Below are 22,128 nucleotides of genomic sequence, written 5' to 3' on the forward strand. Positions count from 1 at the left end.
TAAATGTCTCTCATGTGAATTTGTTATATGAATTATGAGAAAGTAACCGCTAGGCGAGCACTTGCTACCTTTTCAAAAGGTATTTCAATCGTTTTCTTTCTCGTCTTAATCTTTACTTCAACTGTTACGGTGTCTCCCGTAAAGTTCGTTAACACGCCTTCGAATATTTTTTCACCATCGATAGGCTCGTACGTCTTAATATGTACATTTTTCCCAACCGCTTTTTCATAGTCCTTCTGTTTCTTCAATGGACGCTCTGCACCAGGAGAAGAAACTTCAAGGAAATAGTTATAAGGAATAGGATCTAGCTCATCAAGCTTTTCGCTTAATTTTTCACTTACCATTCCACACTCTTCAATGTCAATGCCTTGCTCTTTATCTATAAATACGCGAAGAAACCAGCTTTTTCCTTCCTTCACATATTCAATATCAACTAATTCAAGGTTGAGGTCATTAACAATTGGTTCTACGATTTGTTCAACTACTTCAATTACCTTGCTCATTTTATTCCTCCTAACCAACCTAAAGTAGCTAATCTCCTAAAATAGAGTCCATACAACACGAAAGAGCGGGGAAGTCCCCACTCTTGTAAACGAGAGTTATTCTTAGTATTTCCAATAAAACTATACCATAACCATACCGTTTATGCAAATGCAATAGCTGTTTCACTAGGGTTGCACCTTCGTTGACAACATTTTCAAAATAAGGAAAGTTGGTTTTGATCAGGTAACGCTTCTAGACATCCGTGGTTATCGAGATACTCAATAATAGTCTTTGAAACCTTCCCTCTTTGCTGCAGGTCCTCCTTAGATAGGAACTCTCCATCCTCACGTGCTTTTACAATGTTGAGAGCGGCATTCGTTCCTAAACCAGGAATGGAATTAAATGGAGGAATCAGCTTATTTCCTTCAATAATGAATTCTGTTGCACTCGAACGGTACAAATCTACCTTTGCAAAAGAGAACCCTCGCTCGTTCATCTCTAATGCCAATTCAAGGACGGTTAAGGTATTTTTTTCCTTGGTTGAAGCATCTAACCCTTTTGCATTGATTTCTTCAATTACTGCTCGGATTGCTGAAGAACCTTTCACCATCGCATCAATATCAAAATCCTCAGCTCTAACTGTAAAATAGGCTGCGTAATAAAGGATTGGATGATGCACTTTAAAGTAAGCAATCCTTACGGCCATTAGAACGTAAGCAGCGGCGTGGGCCTTCGGGAACATGTATTTGATCTTTTTACAAGAATCAATATACCATTCTGGTACTTCATTCTTTCGCATCTCTTCTTCCATATCATCACTTAAGCCTTTTCCTTTACGAACTGACTCCATGATCTTAAAGGCAAAAGATGGCTCTAATCCTTGATAGATTAGATAAACCATGATGTCGTCACGACAGCCAATAACTTCACTCAGGTTACAGATGTTGTTATGGATTAGCTCTTGCGCATTTCCTAACCATACGTCCGTTCCGTGGGAGAGTCCTGAAATTTGGACCAACTCCGAGAAAGTGGTAGGTTTTGTATCTTCTAGCATTTGTCTTACGAAACGCGTTCCGAACTCTGGTATACCAAGTGTTCCCGTTTTACACATAATCTGATCTTCGGTAACTCCTAGCGCTTCTGTCCCACTAAATATCTTCATTACTTCAGGATCATCGGTCGGAATGGTCTTGGGATCAATTCCGCTTAAGTCCTGAAGCATACGAATCACGGTCGGATCATCGTGCCCTAGAATATCGAGCTTTAATAAGTTATCGTGAATCGAGTGGAAGTCGAAATGGGTTGTTTTCCATTCAGAGGTCTTATCATCTGCTGGAAATTGTATAGGCGAGAAATCATAAATTTCCATATAATCTGGAACAACGATAATTCCGCCTGGATGCTGACCAGTTGTTCTTTTTACACCGGTACACCCCATTGCTAATCTTTCAATCTCCGCTCCACGGATTTGAAGATTATTATCTTGCTGATACGCCTTCACATACCCGAACGCGGTCTTATCAGCTACCGTACCAATTGTACCGGCACGATATACATAATCTTCACCAAACAGCACCTTCGTATAGTTATGCGCACGAGGTTGGTATTCACCGGAGAAGTTCAAATCTATATCGGGAACTTTATCACCTTTGAACCCTAGGAAAGTCTCGAACGGGATATCGTGTCCATCTTTTTTGTACTTGCTTCCGCAATTTGGACAGTCCTTATCCGGTAAGTCAAATCCTGAACCAACGGAACCGTCATTAAAGAATTCCGAATGCTTACATGTCGGACAGACATAATGTGGCGGTAATGGGTTTACTTCTGTTATCTCTGTCATCGTGGCAACAAGGGACGAACCAACCGATCCACGCGAACCAACTAGGTACCCATCATCAAGCGATTTTTTCACGAGCTTATGCGAAATCAAATAGATAACAGCAAACCCATGACCGATAATACTCTTTAGTTCTTTTTCAAGTCTTGCCTCCACAATTTCTGGAAGTTCATCACCGTAAATGCTTCTTGCCATATCGTAACTCATTTGACGCATTTCTTCGTCTGCGCCCTCAATTTTCGGAGTGTACAAGTCATCTTTAATCGGCTTAATCGTATCTATCATATCGGCAATCTTGTTGGTATTCGTAATGACAATCTCACGCGCTTTATCTTTTCCTAGAAACGAAAATGCATCTAGCATTTCATTCGTCGTACGGAAATGAACATCAGGCAGATTATGACGATTAAGAGGATTGGCTCCACCTTGAGAGTTCACTAATATTTTTCGATAAATTTTATCATTTGGGTTTAGGTAATGTACATTTCCAGTAGCAACAACAGGAATCTCTAGCTTTTCACCAAGTTTCACAATATTAGCTATAATATCCTCTAATGATTTTTCATCATTAACTAACTCTAACTCTAATAAATGAGCATATACCGCTTTCGGATGTACCTCGATGTAATCGTAGAAACGCGCTGGCTCTTCTACTTCTTCAGGAGCCTTTTGCATCATACCCTCGAATACTTCGCCTTTATCACAACCAGAACCAATTAAAATTCCTTCGCGATGCTTTTGTAATACAGAGCGTGGAATTCTCGGAACACGGTAAAAATAGTTTAAATGAGATATAGAAATGAGCTTAAATAAGTTCTTCAACCCTACATCATTTTGTGCTAAAAGCGTACAGTGGTATGGTCGTGCCCGTTGATAGGCATTTCCTTGACCCATATTGTCATTCAGTTGATTATGATACTGTATTCCTTTCTCCATTACATCCTTCAGCATCGTTAATAGCAGATAACCCGTTGCTTCTGTGTCGTAAATCGCACGGTGATGCTGTGTTAACTCTATATTAAATTTCTTAGCTAACGTATTTAATCGATGATTCTTCATATCAGGATATAAAAAACGAGCTAGTTCTAACGTATCGATGACCGGGTTTTCTGCACGTCCGAGACCATATTTCTTGTAGCCAACATTCAAAAATCCCATATCGAAAGAAGCATTGTGGGCAACTAGTATGTCATTGCCCGTCCACTCTTTAAATTTACCGAGCACCTCTTCTACCTCTGGAGCATCCTTTAGCATATCATCGGTAATTCCCGTTAAATTCATAATCGTGGCTGATAAAGGATGATGCGGGTTAGCAAACGCTTCAAATCGGTCGATTATTTCTCCATTTTTAATCTTTACCGCAGCAAGTTCAATAATCGTATTGTAAACGGCTGATAAACCAGTTGTTTCAACGTCAAATACCACATACGTTTCTTCTGCTAACAGTCTCTCTGCTTCGTTATACGCAATCGGAACACCATCATTTACGAGATTTACTTCCACCCCGTACAGAATCTTAATATCGTTCTTTTTCCCTGCTCCAAATGCTTCCGGAAAGGACTGTGCTACCGCATGGTCTGTAATTGCAATTGCTTTATGTCCCCATTTTTTTGCTTGAGATACTAATGTACTAACTGGTGACACAGCGTCCATCTGACTCATAGGTGTGTGGAGATGGAGCTCTACACGCTTTTCAGATGATGTGTCCTGACGCTCAATTGGCTTAATTTCATTAATATCATTTCCAATCATCACTAGATCACGTACGAATGTATCGTTTTGGATACTTCCTCTTACTTTCACCCACATACCCTTTTTCACGTTTTGGAATAGAGCGGCATCCTCTTTATCACGAGAGAACATTTTTACCATGATCGAGCTTGTATAATCAGTAACTTTAAAGGTTAATAGAGTTCTCCCACTGCGAAGCTCTCTTGTTTCAGCAGCAAAAATATACCCTTCCACAACGACTCTACGTTCTTCATCAACAATTTCTTGGATTTTTCTAAAATCAGAATCATCTTTAATAGTTAATCCAATGGTTAATGGACCGGTGTATTCACCCGTACCGCCAGCAGCTTCTTTCTCTGCTTCCTGCTTATCCATTTCGATCGCTGCCTGCATACCTCTTTCCTTGTCTTCCCTCATTTTTGCCTCGAGAAATTGCTCATATTGTTCTGTAGAGGCTTCTGTGCTAATCTCGGTATCAATCACAACTTGAGGAAATCCGAAAAAGCCGTAGGCATCAGAAATAAAGCTTGCATATTTCCTTTTTATGGCCAAGCCTTCGAGATCATTGCCAACAAAGATGGTGATTTTTGAACCTTGGACTTTTGGCTTTTGTTCATTTAATAGCTTAATTAATGGTGGTGATATACCATCAATTTGCTGTATGCAACTGTTCCAATATTCTAGTATTAAATCCTCAGTCACTTGCTGATCCCTTACCTGTATGTTGTAGGAGATTGAGGCAATATGTGAGAAGGTTGTTTGTAATTTATTGGTGAACGTTTGATAGACGTTAATAGGTAAAATCTTCTCAAACGAAAAATAAAAACTCCATTGTCTTTTAGATTTTTCAATTAATACTTTGTCAATTATAGCATCTTGAAAATACGGCATGATTCTGTCATCCGTTAGTTGTAGCTGCTGGAGCAATAGTTGGAATCGTTCCTTACCTGATGATCCGTTCATCAACTCTCTCCTCTCCATTTCATCTCTAGTCAAACTAGTAGTTATTATATCATAAAGAAATTATTGAAAGCCTTTTTAACAGATAACCAATCAATGGGAAAAAAATCGGATCCGTGTTGAGCGGATCCGAATAACTAATCATTTATTTTAATAAGTCAGCAATTGTTTGTTGTAGGTCATCTTTGTGAACTTCTAACATTTCACCAGTTTTACGAACTTTTAGTTCTACAATTCCATCAGCTGCTTTTTTACCAACGGTTACACGTACAGGTAGACCGATTAAGTCTGAATCAGCGAACTTTACTCCTGGTCTTTCGGCACGGTCGTCCATAAGAACTTCGAACGCCTGAGCTTTTAATTGTTCATATAACTCTGATGCTAGTTTCGCTTGAGCTTCATCTTTCAAGTTGATTGGAATCAAATGTACTTCGAAAGGTGCAATTTGAGCTGGCCATACGAGACCATTTTCATCATTAAATTGCTCGGCCACAGCAGCTAACGTTCTAGATACACCAATACCATAACAACCCATAATCATTGGCTGTGATTTTCCGTTTTCATCTAAATAGGTAGCATTCATAGCTTCACTATAACGAGTTCCAAGCTTAAATACATGCCCTACTTCTATTCCCTTTGCAAAAACAATTTTGCCTTGACCGTCTGGAGATAGATCTCCTTCTTGAATAAAACGAATATCAGCGTACTTTGTTACCGAAAAATCTCTATCAGCATTTACGTTAATGAAGTGATGGTGTTCTTCGTTTGCTCCGCATACTCCGTTAACAATTGCTTGAACGGCTGGGTCAGCAACGATCTCCACTTTATTTACTCCAACTGGTCCTAATGAACCAATAGAACAACCAAGGATTTCCTTCGTCTCTTCCGGAGTTGCTAGTTCAACGATGCTCGCTGAGTATAAGTTCTTTAACTTAATATCGTTCACTTCGTGGTCGCCACGAACAAGCACAAGTACATATTGATCATCTACTTTAAACAGAAGTGATTTAATGCATTTTGATGCATCAACATTTAAAAATCCTACCACTTCTTCAATTGACTTCTTATTTTCAGTCAGAACCTTTTCCATCTCATTTTGTGGCTCATCTGATTTTTCATACGTATTCACTACTGGTGCCATTTCAATATTAGCCGCATAGTTAGAAGTGTCAGAGTACGCAATCGTATCTTCCCCAACATCAGATAGCACCATAAACTCATGCGTATCCTTTCCACCCATTGCTCCAGAATCCGCTATAACTGCACGGAAGTCCAAACCGCAACGACTAAAAATATTAGAGTAGGCAGTAAATAAACGATCATATACTTCATCAAGACTTTCTTGAGAAGAGTGGAATGAATAAGCATCCTTCATGATAAACTCTCTTCCACGCAGTAAACCAAAACGTGGTCTTTTCTCATCTCTAAACTTCGTTTGAATTTGGTAAAGTGTTAACGGCAATCGCTTATAGGATTTTACTTCGTCTCTTACTAAGCTGGTAATTACTTCCTCATGAGTTGCACCAAGAGCAAACTCTCTATCATGGCGGTCATGCAATCTCATCAATTCAGGTCCGTAAGTGTACCAACGACCTGATTCCTGCCAAAGCTCTGCTTGTTGCAGAGCAGGCATAAGCAGTTCCACAGCACCTGCGTTGTCCATCTCTTCACGAACAATCGTCTCAATTTTTTTTAGTACTCGCTGAGCCATTGGTAAATAACTATAAATTCCACTAGCGTTTTGTCTAACAAAACCAGCTCTTAATAATAGCTGATGACTTTTAATTTCGGCATCTGCTGGAACTTCCCTTAAAGTTGGGATTAGCGTCATACTCTGTTTCATCTACTAGCACCTCTTCGACCAATTCATTTTAATAAATTTATATTTTAAGGCTGCCCCTTGAAGTGTCTGACACCTCTTTATGGGACAGCCTCATGTCAGATTAAAGGAATATCCTTTGTATATCATTCCAAGTAACTACTAGCATTAGGAGCATCAAAAGAGCAAATCCAATGAAATGAACCATGCCTTCTTTTTGACGATCAATCGGCTTTCCTCTCAATGCTTCTACTGCAAAGAACATCAATCTTCCACCGTCTAAAGCAGGAATTGGAAGCAAGTTCATAATACCAAGATTAATACTTAAAATTCCCGCCCACTTCATCAGGTACATAACTCCAGATTTAGCAACGGTGGCTGTTGATTCATAAATACCAACTGGACCAGACAGTGCATCAATTGAAAATTGCCCAACGATTAATTTTCCAAGCATAGAGAAAATTTCAACTGTCCAATAGTATACTTCTTTAAATCCGTACGTCACAGACTTTACTGGAGATTTTTCCATTGGGTTATATACGCCAATGATTCCGATTTCTGTACCATCCACGTCTTGAGCTTTTGGTGTAACTGGAATCTCAAGCTCCTCACCGTTTCTAGAAACCAAAAACTCTAATTCATTTTCAGGGTTTTGGCGAATAATTTCTACTACATCTTCCCAAGTAGAAATTTCACCGCCATCGATACTTTGAACCTCGTCCCCTTCTTGTAAACCGGATTGCATAGCCATTCCATCTGGAGTTAACTTACCTAAGATGGGCTCATTTGTCGGTACTCCTTGCCATAAAGCAATAATAACAAAAATAAGAAAGGCTAATACAAAATTCATCATCGGTCCAGCGAAAATGGCCATTGTTCTTTGACCTAAAGTTTTAGAAACAAATTGACGATCATATGGCGCGATCAGTGTTTCTGCACCGTTTTCCACTAAATATGCATTTCGACTAATAGAGAAGGTTTTTAAAACATCTTCTTCTCCCTCTTCATAGCCTTTTATTTGTAATTTTTGTTCAATATCGGCATATTCCACTTCAATGATCCTAGCATCCGGATACTTTTCTTTGTTGTTTAGTATGATCTTCTCGATCACTTCATTTTTGTCCAGTATTAGTCCTACACGATAGCCTGGTTTAATTTCAGCCATCTCGGGATCTTCTCCAGCCATGCGAACATATCCGCCAATCGGCAATAAACGAATCGTATAGAGAGTCTCTCCTTTTTTATATGAGAAGACTTTCGGACCCATTCCTATTGCAAATTCACGACAAAGAATACCTGCTCGTTTTGCAAAGATAAAATGTCCTAATTCATGGAAAAATACGAGTGCCCCAAAAATAATGATAAAGGCTATGACTGTGTTCAAATTATAACCACCCTTTTTTTATAGAAGTGAATTCACATACTTGCGTGTCTCGTCGTCAACCGCTTTAATTTCTGCTAAACTTGGCTCCATTATTGATTGATGCTTCGTTAACGCATTTTCAATTAAATCTTCAATTTGCAAAAAGGTGATCTTTCCTTTTAGAAACGCCTCAACCGCTATTTCATTTGCCGCATTAAGAACGGTCGGAAGTGTCCCTCCAGCAATTCCTGCTTCATAGGCAAATTTTAGGCAGCGAAATCTATCAAAGTCCATTTCTGCAAAATGGAGTTGACCGACTTTCGCTAAGTTTAATGTTTGCGCTGTTTTTAATGGTAACCGATCTGGATATGTTAAAGCATATTGGATCGGTACTCTCATATCTGGAGTCCCTAGCTGTGCCATGACACTACTATCATGAAACTCAATCATAGAGTGAATAATACTTTCCTTATGTAAAACAACATCAATCTTTTCATAAGGAATATCAAACAGCCAATGTGCTTCAATAACTTCTAACCCTTTGTTCATCATAGTAGCAGAGTCAATCGTGATTTTTGCACCCATGGACCAATTTGGATGATTGAGCGCATCTTGTACCGTTACATTTTCCAACTCACTTCGAGTTCGGTCACGGAAGCTGCCACCCGATGCGGTTAAAATTAACTTCCCAATATTCTTTTCAAATTCTCCTTGGAGCGCCTGAAAAATAGCAGAATGCTCACTATCTACGGGCAATAATGGGACTTGATTTCGACGAACAGCATTCATTACGATATGACCAGCTGTGACTAGTGTCTCTTTATTGGCTAAAGCAATCGCTTTACCAGCTTCAATCGCATGCAATGTAGGTTCTAGTCCCACACTACCCATTACTGCATTCACCAAAATGGTAGATTTCTTATATACCGCTACTTCACTTAACCCTTCGAGCCCATAGGTAAAGCTTATTTTCGGAAATTCCAGCTTCAAACTCTCAGCGTCTTCTTTATTTAACAGACATACTAATTCAGGATGAAATTCAGCTATCAGCTTTCTAGCTAAATCAATATTTCTACCTACTGACATGGCTGCCAATCCGAACTCTGTAGGGTGCTCTTTTATTATATCAAGAGTTTGTGTTCCGATAGAACCAGTTGCACCTAATAAACTTATGTACTTCATTTTTCCAACTCCGATTCAAAAGCGAGAACCTTCTAAAAGATTCCCCGATATGATGTTACGGTAGCAAAATAAAATATAACACCGGCCAAACGAACAGCAAGCTATCAAATCGATCTAGGATGCCACCGTGTCCAGGCATGATATTGCCTGAATCTTTTACATTATAATGTCGTTTCAGCGCGGATTCGACAAGATCGCCAACCTGTCCAAAAACAGATAAGAAAACTGTCACAATAAGAAGTCTTATTGTGGATACCGTTTCAAGAGAGAACAAGGCAAAAAAGATAGCTACAATAACCGCACATACGATACCACCGATAAATCCTTCAACCGTTTTATTTGGGCTTATGTCAGGCCATAGCTTACTTTTCCCCATCGCTCGCCCGATAAAATACGCACCAGAATCTGTGGCCCAAACGATAAATAAGGAATAAAAAATAAACATCAGCCCTGCTGTTTCTCTAATTTCAATAAAATAGAAAAATCCCATTCCTATATATAAGGTTGCCATTATTGAAAAGGAAACATCATCGAAAGTAAAGCGGTTTTTTGTTACAACCGTGTAAGTTAACAGCAGCAAAACCGCTAAAAGGGCAAATTCGACCTTCGTATAGTGCATTGGGCCAAAAATATTTTGCAGCTGCTTCGGTATTAAAAAGATCCAAAGCACAAGCATTGAAATGAGCCCCGGAATAGAGGCTAATTGGATATTTCTCATTTTTAACAGTTCATACAGTGCAACAGTTGCTAAAACATACACTAATAGAACAAAGGGTAATTTACCCAAAATTACTAAAGGGATAAATATGGCCCCAAATATAATTGCCGAGATAATTCTTTGTTTCATCTTATTGTGTCAACACCTTTATTATACTCCCCCAAACCGCCTTTGACGGTTTTGGAATACTTCGATTGCTTCGACTAAGTGTTCTTCTGAGAAGTCTGGCCACAGTACGTCTGTAAACCAAAATTCTGTATAAGCTAGTTGCCAGAGCATAAAGTTACTTAACCGTATTTCACCACTCGTACGAATGAGTAAGTCCGGATCACTTAACTCACTCGTCATTAAGTAGTTAGAAAATACTTCTTCATTTATATTATTCTCTGTCAGTATACCACTTTTGTGGTCTTTTAAGACGTTCTTTACTGCTTCTAAGATTTCTGCCCTGCTTCCATAGTTAAGAGCAAAATTCAACACTAACCCATCATTGTCCTTCGTATCTTCAATAGCTCGATTAATTGCATTTAGCGTATGAGCGGGAAGACTTTCCTTATATCCGATCATACGTACTTGGACATTTTCCTCTATCAATTCTGGGAGAAAGGTTCCTAAAAACTCCTCAGGTAATTTCATCAAATAGTCAACTTCCATTTTCGGTCGCTTCCAGTTTTCTGTTGAAAAGGCATATAAAGTTAACGTGGACACTCCCAATTCGTTTGCAAGCTTCGTTATCTTACGGACAACCTTCATCCCTTCATGATGACCAGCGATTCTAGGCAAGGCCCGTTTTTTCGCCCAACGTCCATTTCCATCCATAATAATAGCAATATGAGCTGGTACGGATTGATTTTTTATTGTTGTTATCCGACTCCCGAGTTCAGAAGACGGTTTATTCTTCCAAAGCTTTATTTTCTCTAACATAAGACGGCTCCTCCAAAATGTAATCATGTGGCTAAAAGACTACATTTAGTTGTAATAATGCTTCTTCTCTAGTCACAATGTATTTATTTTTTTAATGATTGTACACTGTACCGCTAGAAAAGAGCGTAATGAAAAAAGCAGGTACCTAATTTTGCCTGCTTTTATCATACCAAAAAAGAGAAGAGATATCTCTAAAAAACTAAAGCACTACTTGGAAAAGAAATCAAATTCATTAGAACAGAAAAACCCCCTATAAATAGAGGGTATTCTCTCTGTTCATTAAACCTCTAAAATTTCCTTCTCTTTGTCTTTTGTTAGCTGGTCAACCTTTGTAATATACTCGTCCGTTAATTTTTGAATGTCATCAGAATAACCACGTTGGTCATCTTCAGTAATTTCACCATTCTTTTCAAGCTTTTTCAAGTCGTCATTCGCATCACGACGGATATTTCTGACGGCAACTTTTGCATCTTCAGATTCTTTCTTTACCACCTTCACCAATTCCTTACGACGCTCTTCAGTTAACTGCGGAATCGCAAGGCGAATGATGCTTCCATCATTTGAAGGAGTAATACCGATATCTGATTTTAAGATTGCTTTTTCAATATCGCTTAAAATAGATTTATCATACGGTTGAATGACAAGCATACGCGCTTCTGGTACAGAAACACCTGCAAGTTGGTTAATTGGAGTTGGTGCTCCGTAATAATCGACCGTAATTCGATCAAGCATAGATGCATTCGCACGTCCTGCACGAATTCCAGCAAGTTCACGAGTGTAAGCTCCGATTGCTTTATTCATACGTTCTTTCGCATTTGCAACGATTTGTTTCGGCATTATTTTTTCCCCCTCACAATAGTCCCAATGGATTCGCCCATTACGGCACGTTTGATATTTCCTTTCTCCATAATAGAGAAAACAAGAAGTGGTATATCATTATCCATACATAAAGAAGAAGCCGTTGAATCCATGACAGCTAATCCTTCCTTAAGTACATCTAAATAAGAAAGCTCATCATATTTCTTCGCTGTTTTATCAATACGTGGGTCAGCAGAATATACTCCATCGACATTATTCTTCGCCATTAAGATGACTTCTGCTTCAATTTCCGCAGCACGTAATGCAGCTGTTGTGTCGGTTGAGAAATAAGGATTTCCAGTACCTGCTGCAAAAATAACAACTCGCTTCTTCTCAAGATGACGAATTGCTCGTCTGCGAATATAAGGTTCCGCTACTTGTCGCATCTCAATAGAAGTTTGTACACGCGTTTCCACACCTGATTGTTCGAGACTATCTTGTAGGGCCAATGAATTCATGACCGTTGCTAGCATCCCCATATAGTCTGCATTCGCACGGTCCATACCCATCTCTTCACCAATTTTACCTCGCCAGATATTTCCGCCACCAACAACAACGGCAACTTCAACATCTAAATCCGCAATTTCCTTTACTTGATCGGCAACCGATTTAATCACTTTCGGATTAATTCCGAAGCCTTGCTCACCAGCAAGTGCTTCACCACTTAGTTTTAGTACGACGCGTTTATATTTCGGACTGGTCATAGAAACCTCCATATGTATATTGCTACTTTTAAGCTTTCTTTAAAAATAGGGAACACAGGTGTGTTCCCTAGGAATGTATTACATTTTTAAAAATTAATTCCCTTTTACTTGGTTCATTACTTCTTCAGCGAAGTTATCAACACGCTTTTCGATACCTTCTCCTACTTCGTAACGTACGAATTCGCGAATCTTTCCACCTTTTGATTCTACGAATGCTTTTACTTTTTGATCTGGGTCTTTAACGAATGCTTGATCGTTCACACAAACGTCTTGGAAGTATTTGCTTAGGCGGCCTTCAACCATTTTCGCTACGATGTTTTCTGGCTTACCTTCGTTAAGTGCCTGTGTAGTAAGAACTTGACGCTCACGCTCAATTTCTTCAGCAGAAACTTCGTCACGAGATACATACTTAGGGTTTAGTGCAGCAATGTGCATAGAAACATCCTTAGCAGCAGCGTCGTCAGCTGTTCCTTCTAATACTGTTAACACACCAATGCGTCCACCCATGTGTAGGTAAGCACCGAATGCATCGTTGTCGCCTTTAGACTTGATTTCAAAACGACGAAGAGAGATTTTCTCACCGATTTTTGCGATAGCTGCGTTTACGTAAGACTCAACTGTTGCACCGTTAGCCATTGTTTGTGCATTTACTTCTTCAACTGAAGCTGGCTTGTTAGTTAGAATGTGTTCAGCAAGTTCCTTAACTAGTACTTGGAAACCTTCGTTCTTAGCAACGAAATCTGTTTCAGAGTTAACTTCTAGAATAACTGCTTCGTTTCCTTGAGTAAGGATATAAGTAGTTCCTTCAGCTGCTACACGGTCTGCCTTTTTCGCAGCGCTAGCCATACCTTTTTCACGTAAGAAGTCGATTGCTTTTTCCATATCACCTTCAGTTGCTTGAAGTGCTTTTTTGCAATCTAACATACCTGCGCCTGTTCTTTCACGTAATTCTTTTACCATTTGAGCCGTTACTGCCATGTGAGTTTCCTCCTTAAAAGCTATGTATTTTAGTGTTAACTAGCTATGAAAAAGCTAGTCAAGATTCGAGTTCATTCTTTAAAAAAAGGTGATAAAGGGGGTCCCTCTTATCACCTTTTAGTAACTAGTGTTTCCTCAGGTCAAAACGTATTACGCTGTAACTTCTTCGCCTTGCTTCGCTTCTAAAATAGCATCTGCCATTTTAGCAGTTAATAGCTTAACAGCACGAATAGCGTCGTCGTTTGCAGGGATAACAACATCGATTTCGTCTGGATCACAGTTTGTATCAACGATACCAACGATAGGGATGTTTAATTTATGTGCTTCAGCAACTGCAATACGCTCTTTACGAGGGTCGATAATGAATAAAGCATCAGGAAGTTGCTTCATATCTTTAATTCCGCCTAAGAACTTTTCTAAGCGCTCTTGCTCTTTCTTAAGTTGAACAACTTCTTTCTTAGGAAGAACATCAAATGTACCATCTTCAGCCATTCTTTCGATATCTTTAAGGCGTGCAATACGCTTTTGGATTGTTTCGAAGTTTGTTAAAGTACCACCTAACCAACGTTGGTTAACATAGTACTGACCTGAGCGGATTGCTTCTTCTTTTACAGAGTCTTGAGCTTGCTTCTTTGTACCAACGAAAAGAACTGTTCCACCGTTTCCAGCTAGTTCTTTTACCCAGTTATAAGCTTCTTCAACCTTCTTAACTGTTTTTTGAAGATCGATGATGTAGATGCCGTTACGCTCAGTGAAGATATATTTCTTCATCTTAGGGTTCCAGCGGCGAGTTTGGTGTCCGAAGTGTACACCAGCTTCAAGTAATTGCTTCATTGAAATTACTGACATGTTTGTTTCCTCCTAATGGTTTTTATTTTCCTCCGCCCATTTCAACTTTAGACAAAACTGTCGAAACAGCACCCTTTGTCCAAATCCATGAACGTGTGTATTAACACCAAAAGTTAATATAGCATAATCAAATCTTACAATCAAGTTTATTCTTGATTATTTTGACGAAATTTGAGTAAAAGTTCAATCTCTGTCTGACCTTTATGGAGCTTTTTAGCAATTTCTTCATATGAAAGGCCTTGCTTTTGTAAATGTACCACTTCCTCCAGCAAGCTCTTTTCTTTCGGTTCAGTAACTTCTTGTACAGTTTCCTCTACTTCCTTTTCCACTTTGAGGTCCCCAGTAGGGCCTTCTGCGTCATTAAAGTCTGGAAGAAGTACCTCAACATCTTCGTCTGTTAATGGCTGAATAGCACCTATCTTGTAAGCTTTAGCAGCATGGCTCTTTAAACTCTTAATTGGAACCGAAACCTTCTCTTCTTCTGTACTCGGAAGTATTGTTTCTATGCTAACTTCTTTCTTCTTTCTATTTTCCTTCTTGTTGGACTGATTGGTAGCTGCTTTTGTCATTCTCTCAATAAAGCTTTCGTTCTCTTCTTTCATTTCAGCCAAATATGTTGAAATGACATCTTCCATTTCCTCAATCATTCGTTGTTGCTTCTTCTCCACTTCAAATAGCTTTGACTGGCGAAGGTATAAGATCACAATGGAAAACAGCGCAATTATATTTAATACGATACTGATAAACAAAAACACACTCGTCATATCATCCCTCTATCCGGAAAAGTCAAAAAAGTTTCCTTTATATGGATGAACTTCTTTCACTGACTGACTCTCTTTATTTTTTCTATTTTTCTTCCCCTGTTGGTTCCCATTCTTATCACGTTGTTGATCCTTTAGGCGAACCTGTTCCTTATGTTCATGCTTATTAACTGAGTTTCTATTTTTTTTCACTTCTTTTGCGACGCTGTTTGCAGCAACATCATTTTGTTGCTGACCACGCTGCTGCATTTGCTCTTGAAGCTTGCTAGCATCTTGCATCCTAGGAAGAGCAATTTGCATTTCTATTGCTTTTAGACTCATACCCGGTTGCCATCTCCCTGTCTAATTATGTACAGATGAAAATAACGTCTATTAAACGATTTTTTGTAATGTTTGTCTTAGTTTAAATATAGCTTTGGAATGTATTTGCGATATTCTTGACGTCGATAAATCCATCACTTGTCCAATTTCAGTTAATGTTAACTCTTCCTGATAAAACAAGCTTAATACGAGCTGTTCTTTATCATTTAAATGAGAAATCATAGATGATAGCTCTGAAATCAACTCATTTTTAATTATTGTTTCCTCTGGTATTTCTGCGCGCTCATCCTTTAACGAGAAACCAGCTCCGTCTTTTTCCTCACCATCCGGTTGCTCATCTATTGATAATACATTAGCAAAAAAATGCTCGTTCATCGTATTGTGAACATCGTCTTCGCTCATATTTAGCTCTTCTGCTATTTCTTTAGAAGTCACATTTCTCATTAGTTTTTGTTCTAATTTTTCAATGGTTTGCTCAATTCGTTTGGCTTTATCTCTTGTATTCCTAGAGAGCCAATCTTCCTTTCTTAATCCATCAATGATGGCTCCTCGAATACGAAAGGACGCATATGTATCAAATTTCAAGTCCCTTGTTGGATCAAATTTTTCAAGCGCATCATATAAACCAATCATTCCTAAGCTCTTTAAATCATCTCGTGAAACATTCTTCGGTAAACCAACGGAAATCCTTTGGACATGATAGCTAACAAGCGGCATATATTTTCTTACTAAATAATCACCTGCATCACTGTCTCTTTTGGAAGTCCATTTTTCCCATATGTTTTGTTCCTCGATCGAAGGTGCCTGTCCCATGGTTTCCTCCTCCAAACGACATTGTTCAAATCAATCGTTAAATTAAATACTTTCTTAATATAAACAGTCCTAATTTCTTTCAAACAATAATCGATTTTTTAGTTGCAAAAAAAATCAGCCATTCCAATAAAAGGCTGATCGTTCATTGTTTTCCATTCTACCATTCCTGAGTGCCTTTGTTAACCGTTCGAATGTGTAAGATTTTTGACTTCGGACAAAACTCAATCGTTCGTCCACTATTTCCTCCAACATCCTCTGCCATGATAGCAATTTTTAACTCAGCCAACTCTCTTTTTACCGCTTCTACATTTCTTGGACCTATTCTCATCATGTCACTTGTATTGCTAAATTGAAACATTTGCGCTCCACCTGCAATTTTGGCTTTTAGCATAGAAGGTCTTGCGCCTATTTGAACGAGCTTTTTTACAAGCTCCTTCACCCCGGTATCAGCATACTTTGCAAGATTCATCGTACCGGCTTTAGAAAGGGATGAATCAGGGAGCATAATATGAACAAGGCCTGCAATCTCTTTTATTTGATCATAAATGACGACTCCCACGCATGACCCAAGGCCAGATGTTCTAATTCGGTTAGGAGCAGATACTACATTCATATCCGCTATGCCAACCTTAATAATCTCAACTTTTTCATCCATTATCCCTAACTCCTAAAGATTCAAAGATAATATGAAAGGAGTCCGGGTCAGGCAACAGGAAGAAGTGGCCTCGTACACTTTCACTTATTACAACATCATCCTCATTTAACGCTGTATCAATAACTATTGCATAATCACTTACCTGTGATAGTTCAATCAATCCAAAGCTTATGATAGCGCCAACCATATCAATGCTTAATGCAGGAACGGATGGATACAAAGCCAGGCCAGTAAAATCGGATAATGAAGACAAATAGGAACCAGATAAGATATTTCCAAGCTCCTGCAAGGCAGAGGTAGCAATTTCATTCTCTGCTAATTGATCAAAAGTAAATTCTTCATCACCAATCATCTGCTTAATGAAGACAGTTGCCTGTTCAGGAGGTAGGACAAAAAACATACTGCCAGGTGCTTCCCCTTCAATACGGAGAAACACCGCAGCAACCACATGATCCGCTCCACCCGAGAGCTCCATCATTTCATCAAAAGTTACAATTTTAACATTGGGAACCTGCATATCTATCTTTTTATTTAAAAGTTTAGAAAGAGCAGTTGCTGCGTGGCCCGCACCAATATTGCCGATTTCTTTTAATATGTCCAAATGAATAGAAGAAAGATTACTAATAAATCCCATTTGGTTATCCTTCAATTCCTTGAGTTGCTTTAACTTCTTCTGGATTTAAGACCATTTCAAGGTCAAGTAAGATCATTAAACGCTTGTCGACCTTTACTACTCCACTAATATAGTTCGTCTCTTCTGTTCCGACCACTTCTGGCTGAGGTTCAATGGCTTCTGTTTGGACATCTAGAACGTCATTGGCGGCATCTACGATTAAGCCAACCTCCATATCTTCTAAAGTAACAATAATAACTCTTGTACTGTCAGAATAGGCTTCCTCTTCGATTCCAAAGCGACTTCTTAAATCTATAATAGGAGTAACAACTCCTCTTAAATTAATAACACCCTTTACAAAGTGCGAGCTACTAGGGACTCTAGTAATATGCTGTACCTTTTCAATGGAACGAACCTTGCTCACTGGAATCGCATATTCTTTTCCTTTTAATTGGAAGATAATAAGCTTTAAATCTGCTACTGATGTCTCACTCATGAGACTTCCCCCTCTTTCCTAACATGCTAGACACACTAGAAGTTGTTATTTAATTAGTGCATTGCAATCTACAATGAGTGCCACTTGTCCGTCTCCAAGAATAGTTGCTCCTGAAATAGCAAATACATTTGTTAAATAGTTTCCTAGCGACTTTAACACTACTTCTTGCTGTCCAATAAAGGAATCAACTACAAGCCCTGCCATCTTGTCGCCTTTTCTTACGATAATCACGGAGAAAAACTCATCCTCTTCTTCAAAAACAGGAACTTCAAATATATCCTTTAAGAATAAGAGTGGGACTACTTTCCCTCTGAAATCAATTACCTTTTGATTGTGTGCGTTCAGAATATCTTCCTTTTTAACAATTGCTGTCTCAATAATTGAAGAAAGCGGGATTGCGTATTTTTCCTTCTGAATTTCTACTAACATAACAGAAATAATAGAAAGAGTAAGAGGAAGTTGAACGGAGAATACTGATCCTTCTCCTTCTTTCGAATCAATTGACACGGTACCACCAAGTGATTCAATTGTGTTTTTCACAACATCAAGACCAACGCCTCTTCCAGATACATCGGAGATTTTTTCCGCTGTTGAGAAACCTGATGCAAAGATCAGTTCATATACTTGCTTGTCTGTTAACGTTGCAGCCGTTTGTTCTGTAATAATACCGTTCTTTAATGCTTTATTTAATACTCTTTCACGGTTAATTCCTGCACCATCATCAGATAATTCAATAAACACATGGTTTCCGCTGTGGAAAGCCTTTAAGATAACGGTTCCCTCTTCACTCTTGCCTTTCGCTTTTCTTACCTCAGGTGTTTCCACACCATGGTCTAACGCATTCCGAATTAGGTGAACAAGCGGGTCACCTATTTCATCTATTACGGTACGATCTAGTTCCGTTTCTGCACCAACAATTTCTAAATTAATCTTTTTCCCTAGATCCCGCGCTAATTGACGTACCATTCTTGGGAAACGGTTAAAGACCGTCTCAACTGGTACCATTCGCATATTTAAGATAATATTTTGAAGATCTCCAGAAATTCGGCTCATTCGCTCAACGGTTTCATGAAGCTCTGAATTATTTAGATCCCTAGATATTTGCTCTAATCTACCTCGGTCAATGACAAGCTCTTCAAACAAATTCATTAAAATATCTAGTCTCTCAATATTTACACGAATTGTTTTATTACTAGCCTGTTTCACCGATGTTTGTTTTTTCTGTTCCTCTTGTTGAGTAGGTTCTTCTATTTTTACTTCTTCTGTAATGATTATTTCCTGTTTGATTGGCTCAGAAATTGTTTCCGCGGTTGGACGGAGTTGTTCCATGGATAGAGAGTGAATGTCTACTCTATCAACCTCGGATACTTTCATCACCTTGCTTTGAATATCAGACATTGGTTCTTTTGATACAATCGTTACCGTGAACTCTTGATCAAATTGTTCCTCTTCTAGCTGGTCAACCGAAGGAGTAGATTTAATTACTTCTCCTAGTTTCTCAATCACTTCAAATACCATGAAAACTCTTGCAGCTTTCAACAAGCAGTCTTCTCTCAGTGCAATCGTAATTTCATACGTTTGGAACCCTTGTTCGATTGATTGTTGTAGTACCGTATACTCAAACTCATCGTATTCACCTTTTAATGCACGAGGAGCATCTGGAGCTAATGTTGCAGCTACCTCCTTTGCCCCTTGAGACACTGCAGGACTTTCTCCCTTTTCAATCAACTTAAGCTTTTCCACTACGATAGCAACATCCCGTTTTCCGTCGCCTCCATCAGCAATCGAAAACACCATTGCCTCTAAATCATCTGTAGCTTCAAACACAACATCAAGAGTCTCAGGTGTAACAGAAATTTTTTGGTTTCGAATGGCGTCCAAAACGTTTTCCATTTGATGAGTTAGACTAGCTAAGTCTTCGTAACCCATCGTTGCTGACATTCCTTTTAACGTGTGTGCTGAGCGAAAAATATCATTAACAATGCTAAGATCACTTGGATTTTTCTCAAGATCAAGTAATCGTTCATTACAGTTCTGAAGATGCTCTTTACTTTCCTCGATAAAAACCTCTAAATATTGGCTCATTTCCATGCCCAACAGCTCCTTGGAGTTATACGTATTTCATTATTGTTTCTGCAATATTATCAACGTTTTTGACTTCATCTACTAGCTTTGTTGCAATAGCTGCTTTCGGCATTCCAAAAACGATGGATGTTTCCTCTGATTCTGCGATAGCAACTACATTCCCCGACTCTTTTAGCTTGATTAGTCCTTTTGTACCATCTGATCCCATTCCAGTCATGATAACAGAAATCTTTGCATAGGTAGATAGCTCACTACAGGACTCAAACATCACATCCACAGCGGGACGATGGCCATTTCTTGGTGGGGACTGATCTAATTGGATCGCTAAGTTTGCTCCAACCCATTTGAGTTTCATATGAAATCCACCCGGTGCAATATAAACAGTTCCTTTTTGGATAATGTCCCCTTCTTCAGCTTCTTTGACATGGACCTCTGAGAGTGAGTCTAATCTTACAGCCAGACTTTTCGTAAATCCTGCTGGCATATGCTGCACTACTAAAACAGGGGCATCAATCGTCTTCGGTAGCTTTGTTATCACTTGTTGTAGCGCACGTGGTCCACCCGTAGATGTACCTATACACACTAGTTTTTTTCCTGATATAGCATTGAATTGATTCTTTTTACTTGGTTCCATTTTACTATAATCAATATGCTTTTTTACAGTGTTTTTTTCCTGACTATCCCGCTTCACAAGTTGCTTTATATTGGCTTTACTTGCAGAAACTACCTTTTCTACCAACTCTTCCTTCACTTTATGCAAGTCTAGAGATATCGCACCTGATGGCTTTGTAATAAAATCAGTTGCTCCATATTGAATCGCTAGTATCGTGTTTTCGGCTCCCTGTTTAGTTGTACTCGAGAGCATGACGACTGGAGTTGGTTTCTCAGTCATGATTCGTTTTAATGCCTCAATCCCATTTAATATCGGCATTTCAACATCCAATGTTACTACATCTGGCTCAAGTTCTATTACTTTTTTTATTGCGTCTTCACCATTTCTTGCTGAGCCAACAACAGTCATTCTTGGATCCTCGGTTAAAAAGTCTTGAATGAGCTTTCTCATAAATGCCGAATCATCCACAATAAGCACTTTAATTTTGCTCATAAACAAGCACTACCTTTCAAACAAAAATCTCTTTAATTTTGAAACAAAATGCGTCTTAGGCTTATCAGAAATTGATTCAAATTGTCTTGCCTCAAAACGACTCGTCATTTGTTGTAACGCTTTAGCAGCTGGTGCTTTCTCGTTAAAAATAAATGGCGTTTGTTTCGTTACCGCTTGATGGACCTGCCGATCATCCGGTATCATACCAAACTCGATGATTTCACGGTTTAAAAATCGATTGACTACGGTTCGTAATCGTTTAAATGTTTCCATTCCTTCATTTTCAGAATGTACTCTATTAACGATAAGCAAAAATGGCAGACTCGAATCATGCAAATGAATATGCTTCATCATCGCATATGCATCTGTAATTGACGTTGGTTCTGGTGTTGTAACCACTAGAACTTCATCAACTGCGAGGATAAAAGGCACCGTTTCTTTTGTGGCACCTGCCCCCATATCAAAAAGGATGTATTCATAATCTGAAAGAAGATTCGACAAATCCTCTGTAAACTTCATGTGAACCGGCTTGTCCATATTAACAAAATGAGTTAAACCTGTTCCCCCCGCAACATAATGTAATCCATGCGGACCAGTAGAAACAATTTCGGACAGTGTTTTACGTCCTTCAAAATAGTCCACGATCGAGTAAGATGCAGACTGGCCAATCAAAATATCTATATTCCCCATACCAACATCCATATCAAAAAGGAGGACCTTGTATCCTCGACTCGCTAAAGAAATGGAAAAGTTTAATGAGAAATTTGATTTCCCAACTCCACCCTTTCCACTCACGACTGCTAGGGATTTTGGAGATGGCTTTCCACTCATTTGTTGAATTCTTTGTCTTAACATTTCTGCTTGATCTTTCAT

20 protein-coding genes are annotated in these 22,128 nt (G+C 38.9%); all 20 read right to left on the reverse strand.

The genetic code is table 11. The annotated features are described in order from the left end of the window. Nucleotides 1-32: 32 nt before the first annotated feature. Nucleotides 33-503 carry a ribosome maturation factor RimP gene (gene rimP / locus ACGLXV_RS20645; protein WP_391560145.1) on the reverse strand — a complete coding sequence of 157 codons (471 nt, stop codon included), beginning with the start codon at nt 501-503 and terminating at the stop codon, nt 33-35. Nucleotides 504-697: 194 nt separating this feature from the next. Further along, nucleotides 698-5,014 carry a PolC-type DNA polymerase III gene (locus ACGLXV_RS20650; RefSeq protein WP_391560146.1) on the reverse strand — a complete coding sequence of 1,439 codons (4,317 nt, stop codon included), beginning with the start codon at nt 5,012-5,014 and terminating at the stop codon, nt 698-700. 142 nt (nt 5,015-5,156) lie between these two features. After that, entirely contained in the window at nt 5,157-6,854 is a 1,698-nt protein-coding gene (locus ACGLXV_RS20655; RefSeq protein ID WP_391560147.1) for a proline--tRNA ligase, read from the reverse strand. 100 nt (nt 6,855-6,954) lie between these two features. Then, nucleotides 6,955-8,214, reverse strand: a complete 1,260-nt coding sequence (gene rseP / locus ACGLXV_RS20660; RefSeq protein ID WP_391560148.1) for an RIP metalloprotease RseP — start codon at nt 8,212-8,214, stop codon at nt 6,955-6,957. An 18-nt stretch (nt 8,215-8,232) separates the two neighbouring features. After that, a complete protein-coding gene (dxr, locus tag ACGLXV_RS20665) occupies nt 8,233-9,375 on the reverse strand; it encodes a 1-deoxy-D-xylulose-5-phosphate reductoisomerase (RefSeq protein ID WP_391560149.1) in 1,143 nt (380 codons plus the stop codon). Nucleotides 9,376-9,430: 55 nt separating this feature from the next. Beyond that, a complete protein-coding gene (locus ACGLXV_RS20670; protein ID WP_391560150.1) occupies nt 9,431-10,222 on the reverse strand; it encodes a phosphatidate cytidylyltransferase in 792 nt (263 codons plus the stop codon). 21 nt (nt 10,223-10,243) lie between these two features. Beyond that, nucleotides 10,244-11,017, reverse strand: a complete 774-nt coding sequence (locus ACGLXV_RS20675; RefSeq protein WP_391560151.1) for an undecaprenyl pyrophosphate synthase — start codon at nt 11,015-11,017, stop codon at nt 10,244-10,246. Between the two features lie 279 nt (nt 11,018-11,296). Next, on the reverse strand, nt 11,297-11,854 hold the full coding sequence (frr, locus tag ACGLXV_RS20680) for a ribosome recycling factor (RefSeq protein ID WP_119707568.1): 558 nt from the start codon (nt 11,852-11,854) through the stop codon (nt 11,297-11,299). After that, nucleotides 11,854-12,579 carry a UMP kinase gene (pyrH, locus tag ACGLXV_RS20685; protein WP_119707567.1) on the reverse strand — a complete coding sequence of 242 codons (726 nt, stop codon included), beginning with the start codon at nt 12,577-12,579 and terminating at the stop codon, nt 11,854-11,856. The genes frr and pyrH overlap by 1 nt, the downstream gene beginning before the upstream one ends. A 93-nt stretch (nt 12,580-12,672) precedes the next feature. Further along, entirely contained in the window at nt 12,673-13,557 is an 885-nt protein-coding gene (tsf, locus tag ACGLXV_RS20690; protein ID WP_391560152.1) for a translation elongation factor Ts, read from the reverse strand. Nucleotides 13,558-13,707: 150 nt separating this feature from the next. Continuing rightward, the gene (gene rpsB / locus ACGLXV_RS20695) at nt 13,708-14,406 is read right to left on the reverse strand and encodes a 30S ribosomal protein S2 (RefSeq protein ID WP_119707565.1); all 699 of its coding nucleotides are present in this window, start codon (nt 14,404-14,406) and stop codon (nt 13,708-13,710) included. A gap of 146 nt (nt 14,407-14,552) precedes the next feature. Beyond that, nucleotides 14,553-15,170, reverse strand: a complete 618-nt coding sequence (locus tag ACGLXV_RS20700) for a hypothetical protein (protein WP_391560153.1) — start codon at nt 15,168-15,170, stop codon at nt 14,553-14,555. A gap of 9 nt (nt 15,171-15,179) precedes the next feature. After that, nucleotides 15,180-15,488, reverse strand: a complete 309-nt coding sequence (locus ACGLXV_RS20705; protein WP_391560154.1) for a hypothetical protein — start codon at nt 15,486-15,488, stop codon at nt 15,180-15,182. Nucleotides 15,489-15,539: 51 nt separating this feature from the next. Further along, entirely contained in the window at nt 15,540-16,301 is a 762-nt protein-coding gene (locus ACGLXV_RS20710; protein ID WP_251515684.1) for a FliA/WhiG family RNA polymerase sigma factor, read from the reverse strand. Between the two features lie 157 nt (nt 16,302-16,458). Then, nucleotides 16,459-16,956 (reverse strand): chemotaxis protein CheD, encoded by a 498-nt coding sequence (locus ACGLXV_RS20715; RefSeq protein WP_391560155.1) that lies wholly within the window; start codon nt 16,954-16,956, stop codon nt 16,459-16,461. After that, nucleotides 16,949-17,590 carry a chemotaxis protein CheC gene (locus tag ACGLXV_RS20720; protein ID WP_119707560.1) on the reverse strand — a complete coding sequence of 214 codons (642 nt, stop codon included), beginning with the start codon at nt 17,588-17,590 and terminating at the stop codon, nt 16,949-16,951. The genes ACGLXV_RS20715 and ACGLXV_RS20720 overlap by 8 nt, the downstream gene beginning before the upstream one ends. 4 nt (nt 17,591-17,594) lie before the next feature. After that, nucleotides 17,595-18,065, reverse strand: coding sequence for a chemotaxis protein CheW (locus ACGLXV_RS20725; protein WP_119707559.1), 471 nt, complete (start codon nt 18,063-18,065; stop codon nt 17,595-17,597). A 45-nt stretch (nt 18,066-18,110) separates the two neighbouring features. After that, nucleotides 18,111-20,156, reverse strand: coding sequence for a chemotaxis protein CheW (locus ACGLXV_RS20730; protein WP_391560156.1), 2,046 nt, complete (start codon nt 20,154-20,156; stop codon nt 18,111-18,113). Nucleotides 20,157-20,175: 19 nt separating this feature from the next. Then, complete coding sequence (locus ACGLXV_RS20735; RefSeq protein ID WP_391560157.1) at nt 20,176-21,255, reverse strand: protein-glutamate methylesterase/protein-glutamine glutaminase; 1,080 nt, start codon at nt 21,253-21,255, stop codon at nt 20,176-20,178. A gap of 9 nt (nt 21,256-21,264) precedes the next feature. After that, nucleotides 21,265-22,128 carry a MinD/ParA family protein gene (locus ACGLXV_RS20740; RefSeq protein WP_391560158.1) on the reverse strand — a complete coding sequence of 288 codons (864 nt, stop codon included), beginning with the start codon at nt 22,126-22,128 and terminating at the stop codon, nt 21,265-21,267.

Source organism: Robertmurraya sp. (assembly GCF_036676585.1).
Taxonomy (GTDB): Bacteria; Bacillota; Bacilli; order Bacillales; family Cytobacillaceae; genus Robertmurraya_A.

Bases quoted from the DNA above. Each gene is read 5' to 3' on its own strand.
- rimP (WP_391560145.1), bottom strand. From the start codon at position 503: ATGAGCAAGGTAATTGAAGTAGTTGAACAAATCGTAGAACCAATTGTT.
- ACGLXV_RS20650 (WP_391560146.1), bottom strand. From the start codon at position 5,014: ATGAACGGATCATCAGGTAAGGAACGATTCCAACTATTGCTCCAGCAG.
- ACGLXV_RS20655 (WP_391560147.1), bottom strand. From the start codon at position 6,854: ATGAAACAGAGTATGACGCTAATCCCAACTTTAAGGGAAGTTCCAGCA.
- dxr (WP_391560149.1), bottom strand. From the start codon at position 9,375: ATGAAGTACATAAGTTTATTAGGTGCAACTGGTTCTATCGGAACACAA.
- ACGLXV_RS20670 (WP_391560150.1), bottom strand. From the start codon at position 10,222: ATGAAACAAAGAATTATCTCGGCAATTATATTTGGGGCCATATTTATC.
- ACGLXV_RS20675 (WP_391560151.1), bottom strand. From the start codon at position 11,017: ATGTTAGAGAAAATAAAGCTTTGGAAGAATAAACCGTCTTCTGAACTC.
- frr (WP_119707568.1), bottom strand. From the start codon at position 11,854: ATGCCGAAACAAATCGTTGCAAATGCGAAAGAACGTATGAATAAAGCA.
- pyrH (WP_119707567.1), bottom strand. From the start codon at position 12,579: ATGACCAGTCCGAAATATAAACGCGTCGTACTAAAACTAAGTGGTGAA.
- tsf (WP_391560152.1), bottom strand. From the start codon at position 13,557: ATGGCAGTAACGGCTCAAATGGTAAAAGAATTACGTGAAAGAACAGGC.
- rpsB (WP_119707565.1), bottom strand. From the start codon at position 14,406: ATGTCAGTAATTTCAATGAAGCAATTACTTGAAGCTGGTGTACACTTC.
- ACGLXV_RS20700 (WP_391560153.1), bottom strand. From the start codon at position 15,170: ATGACGAGTGTGTTTTTGTTTATCAGTATCGTATTAAATATAATTGCG.
- ACGLXV_RS20705 (WP_391560154.1), bottom strand. From the start codon at position 15,488: ATGAGTCTAAAAGCAATAGAAATGCAAATTGCTCTTCCTAGGATGCAA.
- ACGLXV_RS20710 (WP_251515684.1), bottom strand. From the start codon at position 16,301: ATGGGACAGGCACCTTCGATCGAGGAACAAAACATATGGGAAAAATGG.
- ACGLXV_RS20715 (WP_391560155.1), bottom strand. From the start codon at position 16,956: ATGGATGAAAAAGTTGAGATTATTAAGGTTGGCATAGCGGATATGAAT.
- ACGLXV_RS20720 (WP_119707560.1), bottom strand. From the start codon at position 17,590: ATGGGATTTATTAGTAATCTTTCTTCTATTCATTTGGACATATTAAAA.
- ACGLXV_RS20725 (WP_119707559.1), bottom strand. From the start codon at position 18,065: ATGAGTGAGACATCAGTAGCAGATTTAAAGCTTATTATCTTCCAATTA.
- ACGLXV_RS20730 (WP_391560156.1), bottom strand. From the start codon at position 20,156: ATGGAAATGAGCCAATATTTAGAGGTTTTTATCGAGGAAAGTAAAGAG.
- ACGLXV_RS20735 (WP_391560157.1), bottom strand. From the start codon at position 21,255: ATGAGCAAAATTAAAGTGCTTATTGTGGATGATTCGGCATTTATGAGA.
- ACGLXV_RS20740 (WP_391560158.1), bottom strand. From the start codon at position 22,128: ATGAAAGATCAAGCAGAAATGTTAAGACAAAGAATTCAACAAATGAGT.